Source organism: Bdellovibrio sp. SKB1291214, assembly GCF_002209355.2.
GTDB lineage: Bacteria > Bdellovibrionota > Bdellovibrionia > Bdellovibrionales > Bdellovibrionaceae > Bdellovibrio.
The window spans coordinates 2,918,794-2,936,223 of sequence record NZ_CP106855.1 but is presented as its reverse complement, the minus strand read 5'-3'; the positions used below and the strand labels follow the sequence as shown (position 1 = coordinate 2,936,223).

15 protein-coding genes and 1 tRNA gene are annotated in these 17,430 nt (G+C 44.8%); 6 read left to right on the top strand and 10 right to left on the bottom strand.

The window, feature by feature from the left end:
- The first annotated feature begins 60 nt into the window (after window positions 1–60).
- Complete coding sequence (locus B9G69_RS14535; protein ID WP_254916784.1) at window positions 61–699, top strand: 2'-5' RNA ligase family protein; 639 nt, start codon at window positions 61–63, stop codon at window positions 697–699.
- On the top strand, window positions 696–1,838 hold the full coding sequence (locus B9G69_RS14530; RefSeq protein WP_088614661.1) for a class I SAM-dependent RNA methyltransferase: 1,143 nt from the start codon (window positions 696–698) through the stop codon (window positions 1,836–1,838). Before B9G69_RS14535 ends, B9G69_RS14530 begins: the two co-directional genes overlap by 4 nt.
- Here B9G69_RS14530 and B9G69_RS14525 read toward each other — a convergent pair.
- From B9G69_RS14525 to B9G69_RS14510, 4 genes are all read right to left on the bottom strand, one after another.
- Window positions 1,821–2,351 (bottom strand): RDD family protein, encoded by a 531-nt coding sequence (locus B9G69_RS14525; RefSeq protein ID WP_254916785.1) that lies wholly within the window; start codon window positions 2,349–2,351, stop codon window positions 1,821–1,823. The two genes, B9G69_RS14530 and B9G69_RS14525, sit on opposite strands and share 18 nt — an antisense overlap.
- Before the next feature lie 74 nt (window positions 2,352–2,425).
- On the bottom strand, window positions 2,426–4,333 hold the full coding sequence (locus B9G69_RS14520) for a hypothetical protein (protein WP_088614663.1): 1,908 nt from the start codon (window positions 4,331–4,333) through the stop codon (window positions 2,426–2,428).
- A 186-nt stretch (window positions 4,334–4,519) separates the two neighbouring features.
- Window positions 4,520–5,179 carry a L,D-transpeptidase family protein gene (locus tag B9G69_RS14515; protein WP_088614664.1) on the bottom strand — a complete coding sequence of 220 codons (660 nt, stop codon included), beginning with the start codon at window positions 5,177–5,179 and terminating at the stop codon, window positions 4,520–4,522.
- Between the two features lie 122 nt (window positions 5,180–5,301).
- Window positions 5,302–6,852 (bottom strand): hypothetical protein, encoded by a 1,551-nt coding sequence (locus B9G69_RS14510; protein WP_254916786.1) that lies wholly within the window; start codon window positions 6,850–6,852, stop codon window positions 5,302–5,304.
- A 114-nt stretch (window positions 6,853–6,966) separates the two neighbouring features.
- Between B9G69_RS14510 and B9G69_RS14505 the strand changes: the two genes are divergently transcribed.
- A complete protein-coding gene (locus tag B9G69_RS14505; protein WP_088614665.1) occupies window positions 6,967–8,025 on the top strand; it encodes a mechanosensitive ion channel family protein in 1,059 nt (352 codons plus the stop codon).
- Entirely contained in the window at window positions 8,006–8,830 is an 825-nt protein-coding gene (gene ttcA, locus B9G69_RS14500) for a tRNA 2-thiocytidine(32) synthetase TtcA (RefSeq protein WP_088614666.1), read from the top strand. The genes B9G69_RS14505 and ttcA overlap by 20 nt, the downstream gene beginning before the upstream one ends.
- Here the strand turns inward: ttcA and B9G69_RS14495 are convergent.
- Window positions 8,772–9,383, bottom strand: a complete 612-nt coding sequence (locus B9G69_RS14495; RefSeq protein ID WP_088614667.1) for a glutathione S-transferase family protein — start codon at window positions 9,381–9,383, stop codon at window positions 8,772–8,774. The genes ttcA and B9G69_RS14495 overlap by 59 nt on opposite strands.
- Window positions 9,384–9,552: 169 nt before the next feature.
- On the opposite strand from B9G69_RS14495, the gene B9G69_RS14490 reads away from it, so the two are divergent.
- Window positions 9,553–9,628 (top strand) — tRNA-Val (locus tag B9G69_RS14490).
- 40 nt (window positions 9,629–9,668) lie between these two features.
- A complete protein-coding gene (locus B9G69_RS14485; RefSeq protein ID WP_088614668.1) occupies window positions 9,669–10,244 on the top strand; it encodes a TMEM175 family protein in 576 nt (191 codons plus the stop codon).
- A gap of 39 nt (window positions 10,245–10,283) precedes the next feature.
- On the opposite strand, the gene asnS is transcribed toward B9G69_RS14485, so the two are convergent.
- Genes asnS through B9G69_RS14460 form a run of 5 tightly spaced genes read right to left on the bottom strand, consistent with a single transcriptional unit; the run spans window position 10,284 to window position 17,430 of the window.
- Window positions 10,284–11,675 (bottom strand): asparagine--tRNA ligase, encoded by a 1,392-nt coding sequence (asnS, locus tag B9G69_RS14480; RefSeq protein WP_265437809.1) that lies wholly within the window; start codon window positions 11,673–11,675, stop codon window positions 10,284–10,286.
- Between the two features lie 59 nt (window positions 11,676–11,734).
- Window positions 11,735–13,471, bottom strand: coding sequence for a substrate-binding domain-containing protein (locus tag B9G69_RS14475; protein WP_254916788.1), 1,737 nt, complete (start codon window positions 13,469–13,471; stop codon window positions 11,735–11,737).
- Window positions 13,472–13,530: 59 nt separating this feature from the next.
- Window positions 13,531–15,279: a substrate-binding domain-containing protein gene (locus B9G69_RS14470; protein WP_265437808.1), complete on the bottom strand. Its 1,749-nt coding sequence runs from the start codon at window positions 15,277–15,279 to the stop codon at window positions 13,531–13,533.
- Window positions 15,280–15,326: 47 nt separating this feature from the next.
- Complete coding sequence (locus B9G69_RS14465) at window positions 15,327–16,247, bottom strand: hypothetical protein (protein ID WP_088614670.1); 921 nt, start codon at window positions 16,245–16,247, stop codon at window positions 15,327–15,329.
- A 19-nt stretch (window positions 16,248–16,266) separates the two neighbouring features.
- Window positions 16,267–17,430, bottom strand: a complete 1,164-nt coding sequence (locus tag B9G69_RS14460; RefSeq protein WP_088614671.1) for a hypothetical protein — start codon at window positions 17,428–17,430, stop codon at window positions 16,267–16,269.

Below are 17,430 nucleotides of genomic sequence, written 5' to 3'. Positions count from 1 at the left end.
CATAGTCTGTGTAGGCTAGAAGTACTTGGGAATTTATGTCAAATACTTGGGAGGATGCTTGTGCGCGCAATTCAATGGGTTTTCATTATGCTTATGCTAAGCTCCTGTGTAACCGCTCCGTCTCAGACTCAATTGCCAGAAATCAAATATACCGACGAAGTTTACTCTCCAGCCGCATTCATTCCTCACGAAGGTAAAGAGCCTTTCAAAAATTACCTAGCAATGAATTTGACCTACTCGGGATATCAACCGATTTTACTGCAACTTGAAGGCATCCTGAAATCACCCCTTAAAAACCGCGGCGAAGCCCATATCACGGTGATCACACCTGTCGAGTTTGATAAGATCTTGAGCAAACACCTAAAAATGAAAGACATCCACGAAATCGCTGAAAAAGCGAATCTACAAAAAAGCCCCTACCATCCGCTTTGTGTCGGCCGTGGCACTGTCAAACTGAATGGAAAAGAGGAAAGCACATATTTTGTGGTAGTTGAATCAGAGGCGCTTTTTAAGATTCGTAAAGAAATCGAAGCCCTTTACGTCAGGAAGGGTGGGAAATCTGGTGAATTTAACCCAGAATTGTTTTTCCCGCACGTGACTCTAGGGTATACTGAGCGCGACTTACACTATGAAGATGGCGTTAAAAAAGATGCCGCCAGCTGCATATACAAACTGGAGCCCGGCCCTCGTTCTAAATGATTTTTCCTGAGCCACAAACACTCATCCCATGCCCTTACGAAAACACCTGCAATGGTTGCCAGTTGCTGGATAAAACCTATGGTGAACAGGTTCAATTAAAGACCGGTGAGCTGCGTGGGCTGCTGCACGATTATGGTTTAACTCTTCCTCCTCAAATTGAATTCCTAAGCGCGGGGGCTGCTTACTTACGCGATCGTCTGGATTTCAGCCTGCAAGATGGAAAACTGGGTCTTTATGGCAAAGGCTCGCATGAAATCGTTGATATTGAGATCTGCGCTCAACTTTCACCGGAACTTCAAGCTTGGTATAAAGAGTTTAGAAAAATCAAATGGCCTTTTACGAAAGGTTCGATCCGTCTGCGTGTCGGCCCCGAGGGACAACGCGGAGTGTGGCTTGATTTTGCCAATGTCGATATCAAAACCCTCCTAGATGAACAAAGCATTCTTAAAAAACTTCAAGAACAAGCTTTTGTTGAAATCGGTCAGCGCCGCAAAGTTCCAGTTTGGAATGGCGAAGAATTCAAACTCAAAGATCCAGAACTGAACGTCTGGTTCACGACGTGGATGAATAAGATCCCGGTAAATCTTTACTGTCATGTGGCGAGCTTTACCCAACCTAGTTTAAAGGCAAATGTATTCATCGCAGATAAAATTTCAACCTGGGTGAATCAGCATCCTAACGCTCGCCTGATTGAATTCGGTTCTGGCATCGGAAATTTAACATTACCAGCACTTGCCACGGCGAAGTCAGTTCTTGCCTGTGAAATCGATGCGCTGTCGCTGGAAGGCCTTGAACAAACAGTTCTTATGTTACCTTCGGAATTAAAAAAGCATCGCGAAAAATTAACTATTTACAGAGGCGATTTTCAGAAAAAGATCCTACAAGATTTTTCGCAATTTGATGGGGTGCTTGCGAATCCACCTCGCTCGGGGCTTATGGGTTTCTTAAACCCGTTGGAAGAGTTAACCCCCTCACAAAGACCGCCATTTTTTATTTATATGTCCTGCTTTCCAGAATCGATGGCAAAAGATATGCAGCGCTTGCAGTCTTTTGGATACGAGATCAGCGAGCTTGCGATCTTAGATCAGTTCCCACAATCGGTGCATTACGAAGTTTTAGGTTTACTTCAAAGAAAATAGGCGGAGCCCGCAAAGCTTGCCCGTAAGGTCGCCACCTAATATCAAAGACAACGCTGGCAGAACAACAACTCCGGTTGCAACAATAAGCGTAGAACGCTTTAAAACACGCCACACATAACGAGTCTCCATGCGCTCATGGGGTTGTCCTAAACGAATATTACAAGCCCATTCACCGATGCTAGAACCAGTTAGGACCCGTGTTGCTATCAGATAAACCCACGCGCTCACGGCGTACAATTGCGCAAGTAACATAATGTTCGATTCAGAACGAAAGAATATTTTAATAACAGCGTTTGCTGGTGTCTTCATCAACAATGAAAACAGAACTAAAAAAGCACAGCTGATGGCAAGTAAGATCAATGCATCGATAAATGAGGCCATCAACGACCACAACGCCAGACGATAACCTTTGCGTTTGCGCGAGGGTCCACCCTGAAAACCGGTACCAACAGAAAAACTAAGCTCCTGTTTGCTGCGCTTAAAAAGATCCTGAGAGGGACCCCTTAAAGGCACAGGGGCTTCTCGTTTCCGAGGAGCCCGCTGTGGATTTTCTTGTATGTTAATTTCTGGGGTGTTAGCCATTTTACCTAGCGAACGCCACCATTGATGACTGTTCCGGTGGTTGTACCGCCCTCAGATGGAAGCGGTTCAGGAGGAACAACCGTCGGAGGTGTACACACTCCGTTGATGATCGAGTTCGGCGGAACATCACAAGCCGGCGTCGTCGGTGCTGGATCTACTGGAGTGATCGTTGCACTTGGAGATACCGTTACCGTTGCTGTCGCTGTTGGTTCAGGTACTGGAGCTGGAGTTTCGTAAACTGGATCTTTTTTGTCGTTCTTTTTCTTTTTCTTCAACAACAACCATGCAAGAAGACCGGCAACAATAAGACCTGCACCTACTGCGATGTAGGTACCTTTTCTCTTACACCAGCTCCATTCGCCGCACTCTTCTTTTTTAGCACCTTTATCACCAGTTGCGTCTACAACAGCAGCAGCGGCACAGATTTTTTTCTTAGGACCAACTTCTTCAGAATCAGTCGGCGGAGCATTCGTCGTTTCACAAACGCATTGGCCAGCAGCATTCATTTTTGTACCGGCAACTTCTTTAGAACAGTTGTCTTCTTTAATCGGAGGCGGAGCGATCACAATTGGAGGACCTTGTTCAACCAAAGCAGCCAAACCAAAGTAACGATCTCTTAAATTATCACAGGCTTGTTTTTGGTCTGCTTTAATATCACCGCGAGTCACCCATTGAGATTTCTCTTCCGGAGTTTTAACAGAACCGCTTGTACAGAATTCAGCAGCATTAGAATAGTGCTGTCTTAAACCATTCGTATAATTATCAAGAGCATCCAAGCAAGACTGAGAAACCGTTGATTCACCATTTAACTTACAAAGAGAACCATCTTTACCTTTCGCCGCAACGATAGATTGGATGATTTTTTCTTTACCCGCTGCCGTCAATGGAGCAAGTTCATTACATTGTTTCGTCGCTGTTTTCACAGAAGACTTAATACAAATTGGCGTACCGCTGTTATCCGAGAAACCAAAGATCATCGGATTACAAGGAAGACCGCCCGTGTTCGCACAAGTCTCAACTTTGGCTTTAATAGTATCATTGAAAGGAAGTTCTTTAGCTCTTGCAATTAAAGTGTCACGACCCAAATCAGCACGCGCACAAGAATTTTGGTGATAGCTAGCGATCCAACCGGAAGCGACGCAAGGACCATCAGCCGCATTTGCGTCTGGAAGCAACAAGCTCCATACATATTCAATGGCATCATGATTCAAGATTTCATTCATCGCGCCTTTTTTACCGCCACCAGAAGTAAACACTCTGTCAGCAGCTTCAGAAGCTTCACGCATACGAAGCAAAACATCAACTTGCGATTTTAGAGTCGGAAGTTTCGCGATCTCACGACCTGTTAGGAATCTTTTTTGAGTTTTAAATTTGTTCGGAGCATTTGTCGCAACAGTGACTTTCTGAACCGGGCTTGATTCCAAACCTTTTTTGATTTCTGGATCTTTTGCAAGTTTGTCTACGATGTCGTTAAAGTTGTTATAACGAGACAGATCTTTTGCAGATAACCATTGAGAGTTGATTTTAATGAATTGATCTTCATCACCAGAAACGATGATCGTCATTGTTTTTCCGCCAGCCATAAGGAAGTTCAAACGAACTTGCTCTTTGCCGTCAGAACCTTTGATCGTTTGAGCTTCAACTTTCGGCATTGGTTGAGAGCCATTCAAACGCACCCAAGTATCTAACTGTGCTTGAGGTTTTTTAGGGAAAACGTGGCGAACGCTTTGCCAGAATTCAGAGACAGTTTGCTGTTTTGTAGAAAGCTTTGTCTCTTTCAAGAATTGATTGATCAATTGCTTTTGATTTGCCGCTGCAGCACCTTGCGCGACGGGTGCCATACAGAAAGTCCAAACGGACGCTGTGGCTGCGAGTGCTTTGATTGTAGATAACGGCTTCAATTTCAATCTCATAACGACCTCATAGTTGTGGTTCTTTTCGGTACATCACGCTAAATCTTTAACAAGAACCTGCACTTAACTCTGATTCCATCATGGACTCTCATTTTGGGATACGAATTCTCGCATCCAGCTGGACTTTTGTCGGTCGAATTTTGACATAAAAAAAGCCCTCTGAGTTCAGAAGACTTTTTCGTTATCTTACTGTTCCGGCTGATTCGGTGGTTCGGGGGCTTGAGGCGGCTCAGGAGGCTGGGGAGCTTGCGGTGGCGTCGACATTTTGCAGATTTCGACTGTCACGCCCTTGTTCGTCATCATAAAGAGTTGTTCGATTTCAGGATTGGTGACGGCCACACATCCCGAGGTCCAATTGTAAAATGGATGAACCGCCGTCACTAATGCATTTTGAGTCGGATCATTGGGGAAACCATGGATCATGATATCGCCACCCGGAGAACGACCTTGTGACTTTGCATAAGCACGGTCCGCTTTATTTGGATAGTCGATGTGCAGTCCCCGATAAAACAAACTTTCCTTGTTTTTACCATCGATTTTATAAACTCCCTCTGGAGTTTTACGATCTCCCTCAAATTGCTTAGCACCGAAGGGGTTTCCAAAGGCGACGTCATAAGATTTTAAAACCACATCGTCGCGAAGGGCATAAAGTTTCTTACGATCCTTAGAGATGATGATGCGATCAATCTTGGTGCCGTCGATAAAGAAATTTTTGAACTGCACAGAGTTTAAATGAGGAAGCTGATCCAAGCGAGTGATGTCATCACAGTAAGATCCAGTTAGAGCAAAAGCTAAACTTCCCGTCGAAATCACAATTGAAGCCATAAGCATAGAAATTGTTTTCATGGCAGCGGTTATAGCCCAGCAAAAGCTCTATGCAAACACTTCTTACTGATATTTCTCTTTTATAATTAAAAAGGGTCCCATATCATGGAGCCCTCTGAAGTCATTTCCTTTTTTCAGAAAAATTACTGCGTAAATGCAGATGACGAACACGACTGGATGCAGCTTTCTCGAGATAAAACGACGCGCGTATCCGTACAAGCTTTGGTTCCTTTATGACGTACCACCGATAAAGTGCCCAAACTTGGTGTATAATTTTTAGCATTAAATTTAGCAAGACACGCGTAGTAAGCATACTTTTGCAAACCTGCCTGCATTTTCTCACTTGTGGGCAAATAGTCCTTAGCTAAAGAGTGATTGATACCCACGCCCTCTTTACTTGGTGAACTTTGCGCCACCGTAAAATCAAAACCGTCTGAAGTAAGTTTGCTGCAATCGCTTGCCGCCTGAGCGTTCGCAATACCAAAGGGGTCGGCACCCACCTTATCGATAATGATCACGTGTCCAGGAACAGCCACGATATCACCTGCTTGTAAACTCATTGCAGGTGTGACCGTGATTTTACTTAAACATGTTAAACCATTTTTTGCAGGCTCGACGTAGGAAGTTGAACCCCACGCCCAAGAGTCAGATGCTTTCAAAGAGCGACCTTCTTTTAAGCGCAACCCCGCCGTGGCCATGGAGGTGTAAACGTAACCCGAGCAATCAATGCCCAAAACACTTGTTCCATCCCCACTATTTTTAAATAGATCAATGGGTGATGTTTTAGAAGTCGTTGCATAGGGCTTGCCGCCATAATCATAGATCAACGGATTTTGTCGGACGTTGAAACAACCGGAACCATAAGTTGATACTTGATTCAAATAAGGATGAGTTGCTTGAACTTGCGTTAAACTTGCGATCGAACGCTTATTGCCCACGCCATCAGAATGCTTGCCCGTGATCGCAATCCCTTTGATATCTGGCACAGTGTTATCCAGTGCCGGAATTTCCAAACTGTTGCAAGACTGATAAGCAGTAGCCAAAGCCCAACGCTCGCCAAAAACCGCCAGAGGGACACCCGCTGCGAGGGCCTGTCTTCTGTGATAAGCATAGTCAGGATTTGCTTCAATTTGTGGAGTTGGGGCAGCGGCTGCCGATGTCGAACCATCTTCGTTGGTTGGGGTGGCTGACGCGGATTCTGTGTTTGAACACGATAGATCCATTGAGTTCACAGTCACCGACAATTGATTGAAGTCATTGCGCACACGATCTTGAATATACGCCCGGAAAGTTGTCGAGCGATCACCCACATCAATTCCTGACAGTAATCCGAGTAATTGCTCAGGAGTTTCAACACGCTCGCCTTGTGGAGCCTCGCTTAAGAGTGAGTCCACGAGGCTATCAAGATCATCCTGAAGCTTTGCCACTTGCGATGATGTCATGCGCGGATTGTCTTGTGCCAACTGGTCGACGTGAGTTTTCATAGCGGCTTTCAACTCTGTCGCGGTCGGGATTGATTTTTGTTCAATCAAATAACTTTTAAGTCCGTCGTACAGTTTTTCTTCCAATTGCTGATTTTTGCAGGCGATATCTGAAACGGTCTGAGAGGCCATACCATCAATAGCAACGGAATACTGCTGGCCACAGGCAGCAAGTAAAACGGAAGCACTCATGATTAATATATGTTTTCTCATGAAGGGCTTATCGGCGCACCGACGCAGCTCCCAAATGATTTGGAGAAAAAAATTTCTGCTCGACTAGACTAAAATTTGATCACTATACTAAGGGTTAACGGAGATTTATAAATCATGGCAGAGAAGTTTATCAAAATTCAGGTTCTATACGACATTCTCCAATTAGAAGGTTACATCCTGATCGGAAGTCTTCTTGCCATCGCCTGGTTGTTTTACAAATTTTTTCTAAAAGAAGTCAGCGACGAGCGCCATAAAAGTATTCGCAATCATTTCAGACTCTTGCTGCGTCACTTTGTTATTCTAAGTTTTCTTTTTGTTTTATTTATTTTCATGCAAAGTTCTGAAGCACAACTCGGCTCTTTGAATCGCTTCACGCCCTATGTCGCTGTGATGACTTTTATCTGGGCGAATATCGTATTTGTGAAAACAGCTCGCCTCATGGTACTCCAGTACCTTTTCCTAGGATCTATGAAGCATGGGGTTCCCCTGCTTTTGGTTAATATTTTTTCATTGATCATGTCGATCGCTCTTTTATTCTGGGGTATCAATCGCATTTTTGGATTGGAGCTCGGACCACTGCTTGCGACATCGGCCGCAGCATCCGTCATTCTCGGTTTGGCTCTGCAAGATACTCTGGGAAATCTTTTTGCCGGAATTTCTTTGCAGCTGGATCGCAATTTTGAAATTGGCGACTGGCTAGAGATCACAAGTGGCATTCAAAAAGCCACTGGGCAAGTGAAAGAAATTTCGTGGAGATCGACAACACTGATTGGTTTTTCTGATGAAGTCATCACTTTCTCGAATCGCTTTATGGCAAATGCACAAATCTCGAACTTCTCCCCGCCGGACAACCCGATTTTACGTCGTCAAATCTTCCGTCTGGCTTATGGCTCAAATATCGAGCACGCCAAGCAAATCTTAGAGAAAATTGTCGCGGGTATTGGCGAAGTTCGCGGCATCCCGGCACCCTGGGCCTATGTGTCTGATACCAACGAAAACTGGGTCGAACTGAAAATAATTTACTTTATTGACCATTACAGCGCCCAATACAGCATTGGAGACAAAGTTTATACCCGCGGTATCGCGGAACTGACATCGGCAGGCATTAAATTAGCTCGACAAGTCGTTGAAGTTTCGACTAAAAATAGCCCCGATGTCACAAATCAACTTTGAGCACCCACTCGCCATTAAAATCCGCAAACAAATCGTTCAAGCACTGAATGATTTTAACATGATCGAAGATGGCGACAAGGTGATGGTTTGTGTGTCTGGGGGCAAGGATTCAAGCGTTTTGCTGGCGCTTTTAACCGAAATTCAAAGACGTTCCGAGCGTCACTTTGAAATCGAAGCGGCGATTTTGGATCAAAAGCAACCGGGTTTCGACGCCACGAATTTCAAAGTCTGGATTGAGTCCTTAGGTGTAAAGCTTCATGTGATCGAAAAAGACACTTATTCCATTGTTAAAGAAAAATCAAAAGGAGCAACCTTCTGCTCGTTATGCTCTCGACTCCGTCGTGGAATTCTTTACGATTATGCCCACAACCTTGGTTTCACGAAAATGGCTTTGGGCCATCACCGCGATGACGTTGTTCATACGACTTTGTTAAACATGTTCTATGCGGGCCAAACGGCGGCGATGCCACCCAAACTTCGTTCAGATGATGGGCGTAATATTTTACTTCGTCCGCTGGCCTATGTTTCGGAACGTGATATCGAAGCGCTTGCCGCTGATTGGAATTTTCCAATCATTCCATGCAATCTTTGTGGATCTCAAGATGGTTTAAAGCGCCAGCGTGTAAAAAAATTGGTGCGAGATTTAGAAAAAGAAATTCCAAATATCTATTCGACCATTCAAAATGCGTTAGGAAACGTAAAGCCCAGCCAAATGCTTGACCAGGCTTTATGGGATTTCAAAGGCCTTAAGCCATCCCCTTGCGAACCGCAGGACGCTCAGAAATCTTCCGAGCCCATTGCTTAACCTTCGGGGCATCGACAAATAGTTGGGGTTGTCTTTCAAGCATTGCAGCTACCCATGGGTAATTACACATATCTGCGACGGTATAATTGCCCCCAGCAAGATAGTCATTTTTCCCCAATTGAATTTCCAAGACTCCCACGATGCGGAGGCTTTCCTTTTCAAAGCGTTCGATAAACGCAGGCACTTTCGGATTCATATAATTGTGCCCGTAATTTAAATTTCCAAAATTTGGTCCCACAGCAGACATTTGGAACATCATCCATTCCATCACATGGGTGCGCTCATCCAAACCATAGCCAAAGAAACGACCCTCATACTTTGAAGCCAGATAATAAAGAATCGCCGCACTCTCAAACACCGTGACCGGCCCCACCGGCGTATTATCAACAATCACTGGAATACGGCCGTTCGGATTCATCGCCAAAAACTCCGGCGTTTTTTGCTCATTCTTTTGAAGATTGATTTCATGCAAAGTGTAGGGAATGCCAAGTTCCTCAAGCATGATCCAAACCTTGCGGCCATTCGGTGTGTGAGCTGTATAAAAATCAATCATCTTTGCCTCCTTTAAAGATTGAACGCCGGCACTGCTGTAATTGCAAACGTTGAAAACTAAGGCCAACAAAGCTCAAGTTGAGGACAAATCCACACCCGCTCCGGTTACTGAGTGTGTCATTTCTTGCGGATACCCGGCCAGCCGTATAGGTTTATATCTCCAATTATGTGCGGATATAGCGTAGTTGGTAGCGCGCTTCCTTGACATGGAAGAGGTCACTGGTTCAAGTCCAGTTATTCGCACCAAATTCTTTCTCTCTCATTTTAAAATTCAAAATAGGACCATATGAAAAAAGGCCGTTTAGAAGCATTTAGCGACGGGGTTTTAGCTATCATTATCACCATCATGGTCTTGGAACTTAAAGTTCCCCATGGGGATCATCTGGAAGACCTGTTGCCGCTGTGGCCGGTGCTTTTCTCCTATATCCTCAGCTTTATTTATGTGGGGATTTACTGGAACAATCATCACCATCTTATTCATTCTATTGAGGAAGTGGACGGCAGATCGATGTGGGCAAACCTGCATCTGCTGTTTTGGTTGTCCTTAATTCCCGTCACAACGGCGTGGATGGGTGAAAACCACTTTGGTGCTTGGCCGGTCTTCATGTACGGCTTGGTTTTATTAGCCTCGGCCGTGGCATATTATCTTTTGGTTCAGGCCCTGACCTGTGGAGGTCAGAAAAACCAACATTTGCGACAAGCCCTTGGCAAAGATCTGAAAGGCAAGATCTCCCCGGTGCTATACATCACGGGAATGGGTCTGGCTTTCGTGAATGTGTGGGTGGCATGTGCGATGTACGTGATCGTGGCCGCTATCTGGGTCATCCCCGATACACGTATTGAAAAACAACCCGCGCATTAAATAAAAAAGGCTGCTTGTGAAGCAGCCTTTTTTTGTTCTCTAGAATAGAGCGTTGTTCGGCGTGCGTGGAAACGGGATCACATCACGAATGTTTGTCATGCCTGTTACGTACATCAACATACGCTCGAAGCCCAGACCATAACCCGCGTGCGGGAAGCTGCCGTATTTACGAAGATCTGTATAGAAAGAGTAATCCTCAAGATGAAGACCATGGCCTTTCATACGAGACTCTAGGATCTCGAGGTTGTCTTCCCGTTGTGACCCACCGATGATTTCACCGATACCCGGAGCAAGCAAGTCCATTGCACGCACTGTCTTACCATCAGCATTCAATTTCATATAGAACGCTTTGATTTCCTTCGGATAATCCGTCACGAATACAGGACGCTTGAAGTGCTCTTCAGCAAGGAATCTTTCATGCTCAGATTGCATGTCAATTCCCCATTCAACGTTGAATTCGAATTTCTTACCAGATTTTTTCAAAATCTCGATAGCTTCTGTGTAAGTCACGCGAGCAAAGTTGTTGTTCAAAACGTTGTTCAATTTATCGAACAAGCCTTTTTCGATGAATTGGTTAAAGAACTCCATCTCCTCTGGGCATTGTTCCATCACATAGCGGATGATGTACTTAATCATGTCTTCAGCCAATTCCATATTCGCTGACAAATCAGCAAATGCGATCTCTGGCTCGATCATCCAGAACTCAGCTGCATGACGAGATGTATTTGAATTTTCAGCACGGAATGTAGGACCGAATGTGTAGATATCACGGAAAGCCGCGCAGAATGTTTCACCATTCAACTGACCAGAAACTGTCAGGTTCGTTTCCTTACCAAAGAAATCTTTGGAAGCATCGATTTTTCCGTCGGCTGTTTTTGGCGGGTTATCCAATTTCAATGTGGTGACACGGAACATTTCGCCAGCACCCTCAGCATCAGAGCCTGTGATGATGGGCGTGTTCACATACACGAAGTTTTGATCCTGGAAAAACTTATGAATCGCGTAAGCAAGCACAGAACGCACACGGAATACTGCAGAGAACGTGTTACCACGCGGACGCAAGTGAGCGATCTCGCGCAGATACTCAAAACTATGGCGTTTGTTTTGAAGGGGATATTCTGCAGCTGCTTTTTGAATCACTTCAACTTTAGAAGCCAAAACTTCAAAAGTCTGCCCCGCACCTTGCGACTTAACGACTTTACCCGTCACGATGATCGAGCTTGCGATAGAAAGCTTTGCAACTTCGTCGAAGTTTGACATTTTTTCGTCGAAAACAACTTGAACACCTTTAAAGAAAGAGCCGTCATTCAACTCGATAAAGCCGAAATTCTTTTGGTCACGGATCTTACGAACCCAGCCCGACATTTGGACTTCTTTATCCAGGAATTTTTCAGTTTCTCTAAAAAGTGATTTAACCAGAGTTGTTTGCATAGAAAGCCCTTTCAACTGACCTTCTATGATTATGTATTTTTCGCTATAAAATCAATATTTTAATCGCGAGTCAGCATGTTCCAGTCCGTCAGATTGTAGCGCCCTAATATTTGCGCCAGTCGACCATTGCTGCGTGCGTGCGCCAGCCAATCCGTCAGTCCGTCGCCCAATAAGGAAACCTGGGGGTTCTTCTTAAGACCCACCAGGACCAGAAAGCTAAATCCAGTGATAGATGTCGGATGCAATGCAAACTGCTGCCCCTTCTCCCTTAAAAGATAATAGCGAAGAACATTATAATCCCCCAAGGCCACATCCATACGTTTTTGGGCGACAATCCTAAACATTCTTTGAACCACGTCAGAACCCGAAAGTTTATGCATTTTCTGACCCTTGAACTCGTTCTCGATCCGACCATCCTGCAAAGCGATATCAAAATAGATGAGACGGGATTTTTCCAACGACTGGGGATCGATCACCGCAGGTGCTTTTTTGTCCACGGGCAGCAAGGCGCCGGTATAGTTGACTCCCAGTTGCGGACCCACCACCGAAATATCATCCATATAGCGCACAAGATATTCCGGCGCGATAATGTAATCGAGCTTGCGCACCTGGAGCCCCTGCTTAAAGCGTGACGGAGGTACGTTTTCTAAACGCAGCTCCACACCCATTTCTTGCGCTGTCTCCTTTAACATTTCAAAAACATATCCCGTCCAGACACCAGGATTTTTTTCGCAGATATAGGGACACAGAGCTGTGGTTCCAATACGGATAATACGTTTATTATTTTGATCTAATTCTTGGGGCACTTTTGCAGCAACGACGGGGGGTTTTGGAGGTAATAAGCTTTTCGGAGTCCCCATCCATCCCGGATATTCGGCGATATTGTTTCGGGTGATAGCAAATGTGGGAATGCGAATCTTCTTTTCCACGGGCTGACCGTTTAGAACGCGAATCAAAGTTCTTGTGGTTTCTCGTCCAAGCTCACCGCAATATTGAGCCGAGTTGATCACAGTCAACTTATTCGAACGCAGATTTTGCACGGACTCGGGATCACCATCAAACGTGACGTGCTTAATTTCAGTGCGTTTCTTGGCTTGAAGTTCTTTTACTATTTCCAAACCACCGCCGTCATTCACCGTAAATACAACATCAACACTGCCTTTATTGGGAAATTCCTTAAGAAACTGAGACACAGCTGCTTTCCCGGAGACAGGATCAACCGCTTGATAGACGCCGACCACTTTAAATTGGACGTGTTCGGCTCGCAAAGAATCGAAAAAGCCATCCACGCGTTCCGTCGTAGCTGATACAGAAGGGTATTCAAAGACGGCAATTTTAATGACTCGCTCTGACCCAAACAACGAACTGATATAGGCGCCATTTTCACGGCCAGCGGCATAATTCGCACTCGTGATATAAGACGCTAATTCACCATTAACGATGTATTGATCAAATGCGATCACGGGGATGTTTAATGTATTCGCCTCTTTCAGACCGGATACCAGTGTCGAGTTATCTGTTGGCTGAACGATAATTGCATCGGGTTTGTCTTTTAAAGCTTGCTGCATTTGCTCGGCCTGATTTTCAACGCCTTTGCGACCTTCGCCGGCGACGTAAGACGTGAGCTTGATTTGCTGCTTTCCCTTGTGCGCAGAATTGAAAACTTGAACTTGTTCTTCAAGCCCTTTACGCATGGCCACTTGGCCTTCGATTTTCATGCTCCAATAAAGGACGGTGACATTCCAATCTTTAGCAAAGACAGATGAAGAAAATAAAAAAAATAGCAATGCAGACATAAACGCACAGAGTTTTTGCACGCTTCAACAATACTATGTTTGATTGCTATATGACAAATTTAATCGCGAGTTAAGATACTCCAGTCGGTTAAATTATACCGACCTAGAATCTCCTGAAGATGAGTATTTTTCCGAGATTGAACAAACCAATCATTCAGTCCGTCTCCCAAAAGATTTACCTGAGGATTTTTCTTAAGTCCCACTAACACCAGGAAACTAAAGCCGGTGATGGAGGTTGGATAAAGAGTGAACTGTCCCTTATCTCGCACTTGATAATAGCGAAGGACATTGTAATCCCCCAACGCCACATCCATTCGTTTTTGCGCCACGATGCGGAACATGCGCTCCACGACATCTGAACCAGACAGTTTATTGATTTTATGCCCTGTGAATTCCGCCTCAATACGCCCGTCTTGCAAACCGAAATCAGAATAGATGATTTTTTGATTCTCAAGGGATTGATTGTCGATGATATGCGGAGTTTTTTTATCCTTAGCAAACAATGCACCCGTATAGTTCACGCCCAACTGAGGACCCACAACCAAGACGTCATCCATATAGCGTACTAAGTATTCAGGAGCGATGATGTAATCAAGCTTGCGAGTTTCCAAGCCTTGCTTCAGGCGAGTCGTCACGACGTTTTCCAAACGAAGTTCAACACCCAAATCACGAGAAACCTCGCCTAGAATCTCAAACAAATACCCTGTCCAAACGCCCGGGCTTTTTTCACAGATATAAGGACACAGGGGAGTTGTGCCGATGCGGATGATGCGTTTTTGATTTCGATCAAATTCCTCACGAGGAACGATCGTCGGTCGTGCACGATCTGCTTTCTTTGCAGCTTCAGGTTTAGGAACACCCATCCAACCCGGATAATCATTTAAAGTTTTTTTGGTGATTGGAAATGTTGGAACGCGAATTTTGCGTTCTACAGATCTGCCGCTGATAACTTTCACCAAAGTTCTTGCCGTCTCTCGGCCCAGCTCTCCACAGAACTGTGCGGAATCGATTACGGTAGAGCGGCCTGCGCGAATATTATCAACAGATGCGGGGTCTCCATCGAAGGTCACATGTTTGATTTCTGTGCGTTTCTTGGCTTGAAGTTCTTTAACGATTTCTAAGCCACCGCCATCGTTCACGGTGAAAACAACATCCACGCTGTTCTTATCAGGAAAGTCTTTGAGGAATTTTTTTACAGCCAGACGGCCCGATTCAGGATCGACCGCTTGATACACTCCAACCACTTTGAATTTTGCATTTTGTGCGCGCAAAGAATCAAAAAAACCATCCACCCGTTCTGTTGTTGATGAAACCGCTGGATATTCAAAGACGGCAATGCGAATGCGTTGATCCGGTTTGAATTGAGACGTGAACTCCCCATTGTCTTGTCCGGCACGATAGTTGGCACTGGTGATAAAAGCCGTCAACTCACCATTCACAATGTATTGGTCGTATGCGATAACAGGGATTTTTAAAGAATTGGCCTCTTGAAGACTTGATGCCAGTGTTGAATTATCCGTCGGTTGAATCACAATAACATCAGGCTTTTCTTTTAAGGCCTGTTGCATCTGCGCTGCCTGGTTCTCGATACCTTTACGACCTTCTCCCGCTACAAAAGGGATAAGGTTGATCGAGCTCTTGCCTTTATTTTCTTTATTATAGATTTGGACTTGTTCCTCGAGACCCTTGCGCATGGCAACCTGGCCTTCGATTTTCATACTCCAGTATAGAACGGCGACCTTCCAGTCCTTGGCAAAAGAGACTGAAGAAACGAGCATCAACAAACAAAGTGCAAAAATAAATCTCACACTTTGATAATACTCCTAATTAATTTCGAAAGACAAAGAATTAAAGATTAATAAATTTCTATGCGATCGTTCTCTTTGAAACCAGATCCCGAATGAATTATTGCAATTGCGCCATCTGTGCCAAAATAAGATATGACTTCTAAAGTCCCCTTCAATCTACCTGGAGCACGGCCAATGTGCGTCCCACTTTCTGGGTCATAAATATCATCACCATCTTCCATCACACGCAGAAGATCTCCCATTTGCAACCCTGAAACTTTTCCAACATTCAAATAGATTCGATCCCCCTGAATAGCGGCAATACGCCCTTCCCAAGAGATTTTCTCCAAAGCAGCCAGCACTTGCGGAGAGAAATCCAAAAACGCATCTTTCACGATCACTTCAATCATTTCAGGATTGTTCTGCAAAAATTTATCTGTCTCGACACGTTCAGCTACGCGAACGCCTTGGTCTTTTAGAATAACTGTTTTTACAGTGTTAAAAATCTCGTGACCACCACGTGTTGTGACCACGCGCACTTGGGCAACAACTTCAAAACCCGTCGTCAGCTGTCGGACCACACCGACATTATCTGATTTTCTTTGTACGCGGATATCAAGAATACGCCCTTCCAAAACGGCGTTCACACCTAAAGCACTTGCAGCCTTAGCAACGTCTGACATTTTATAACCACCGGCCGGGTCCATCATTTTTGTCAGATCAATACCTAGTTCACGACTGTCCAAAGCAATCAATTCACCCGAACGATTCAAATCCGTGATGAAAGCAGAGCGCGCACGATCGCGGAAACTTTGAGGTCTTTTATCGGATGTATCAAGGAACGGAAGAACCATGAGGCGTTTTCTAGGGGATGATTCGTCCTTGAGAGAGACCTGATTTTCATCACGCACTTCGCGACGAGGACCACCCGCGCGATCCGCAGTCACACATCCCACCATGGATATTACAACTGCCAAAGCCAAAAACATTCTCACAAAAGGCCTCCCCTTATTGAGCCAGCTTTAAAACGATTTCTTCACGGCCTTCAGAAACTTTCACAAGCTTCTTACCATTCACATCCAAAGCTTCCAGCTTGGATGCAAGTTCCGTTGATGAAACCACTGTATCGACTTCAAAACTAACTGAGTCAGAACTCACCAAACGCTCACGGATATTTTTCACCTGAGTTAATTGGGAGCGAATGCGTTCTTTCAAAACTTCCATCGATGGAAGGGTGTGTTTACCAGTCACGGTCACACGGATCACAGAAGTTCCAACCGAACCTCTTTGCCATGCTTCAAAAACTTGAGATGCCAAATCGCTTGAAACAGCCTCAGCCACTTCGCGGATTTTTTTATCAACCGCTCCTTCGAAGGAACCCTGTACGTCATAACGACGAGAAACATCGGCAATAGGACGAGAATTGCTCACTTGAATGGCGGTCATACGAACTTCGACCCGGTAGCCACTGCCTTTTTCAGCCTTATTGATCAGCACCTGACCATCGATAACAACCGGAGCATTGAAGTATTGCGCAAAGAATTGAGAATCCTCACCAGCGATTCTTTCATTTTGAAAACTTGAAGGAACATTAGCTCCCAAACCCGCTTCCACCGGCTTAATCACAAAAAAATTACTTTTTTGGAAAGAGTTGCGTAAAGCTTCCTCTAAAGTTCGGCTTTGCTTGACCAAGAAAGGTTGAGTCTTTTCCTGTGGCTGCCACCAGCGATAGTTGCGACTCTCAACGCGGTCGATAAAACTGATCACCGGTAAAACCACAGGAATCGTGTCATTTTCATTCAGCAAAGAGTTTACTTGAAGAAGCTGCTTCAAATCCGACAGTGATACTTTCATATTCACTGACATTTTGAATTCTTCACCTTCTTGAGTGATAGCAGATGGCTTTACAAATGGAATGTACCGAGCTGAAAGCTTGATGACTTTATTTGCAATCAACGACTTGTTTTTATTATAGCGATCGTCGCCAATAAGTTCGCGAATCACTTCCTCGGAAACTTTCGTGGCTGCTTGATTTTGAATATCAGCTTTCGCAGCTTGAGGAGTGGCTTGTTTGGAAGTGCCCGCGAAATTACGCTCAAGCAAATCAGTTGTTTGAGCGAATAGCGAAGTTGAAAACATCAAGAAGAAACCAATCAAAGCTGCAAATCGCAT

Excerpts from the sequence above, each read along its gene's own strand:
- B9G69_RS14530 (WP_088614661.1), top strand. The coding sequence starts at position 696 with ATGATTTTTCCTGAGCCACAAACACTCATCCCATGCCCTTACGAAAAC.
- B9G69_RS14520 (WP_088614663.1), bottom strand. The coding sequence starts at position 4,333 with ATGAGATTGAAATTGAAGCCGTTATCTACAATCAAAGCACTCGCAGCC.
- B9G69_RS14515 (WP_088614664.1), bottom strand. The coding sequence starts at position 5,179 with ATGAAAACAATTTCTATGCTTATGGCTTCAATTGTGATTTCGACGGGA.
- B9G69_RS14510 (WP_254916786.1), bottom strand. The coding sequence starts at position 6,852 with ATGAGAAAACATATATTAATCATGAGTGCTTCCGTTTTACTTGCTGCC.
- B9G69_RS14505 (WP_088614665.1), top strand. The coding sequence starts at position 6,967 with ATGGCAGAGAAGTTTATCAAAATTCAGGTTCTATACGACATTCTCCAA.
- ttcA (WP_088614666.1), top strand. The coding sequence starts at position 8,006 with ATGTCACAAATCAACTTTGAGCACCCACTCGCCATTAAAATCCGCAAA.
- B9G69_RS14495 (WP_088614667.1), bottom strand. The coding sequence starts at position 9,383 with ATGATTGATTTTTATACAGCTCACACACCGAATGGCCGCAAGGTTTGG.
- B9G69_RS14485 (WP_088614668.1), top strand. The coding sequence starts at position 9,669 with ATGAAAAAAGGCCGTTTAGAAGCATTTAGCGACGGGGTTTTAGCTATC.
- asnS (WP_265437809.1), bottom strand. The coding sequence starts at position 11,675 with ATGCAAACAACTCTGGTTAAATCACTTTTTAGAGAAACTGAAAAATTC.
- B9G69_RS14475 (WP_254916788.1), bottom strand. The coding sequence starts at position 13,471 with ATGTCTGCATTGCTATTTTTTTTATTTTCTTCATCTGTCTTTGCTAAA.
- B9G69_RS14465 (WP_088614670.1), bottom strand. The coding sequence starts at position 16,247 with ATGTTTTTGGCTTTGGCAGTTGTAATATCCATGGTGGGATGTGTGACT.
- B9G69_RS14460 (WP_088614671.1), bottom strand. The coding sequence starts at position 17,430 with ATGCGATTTGCAGCTTTGATTGGTTTCTTCTTGATGTTTTCAACTTCG.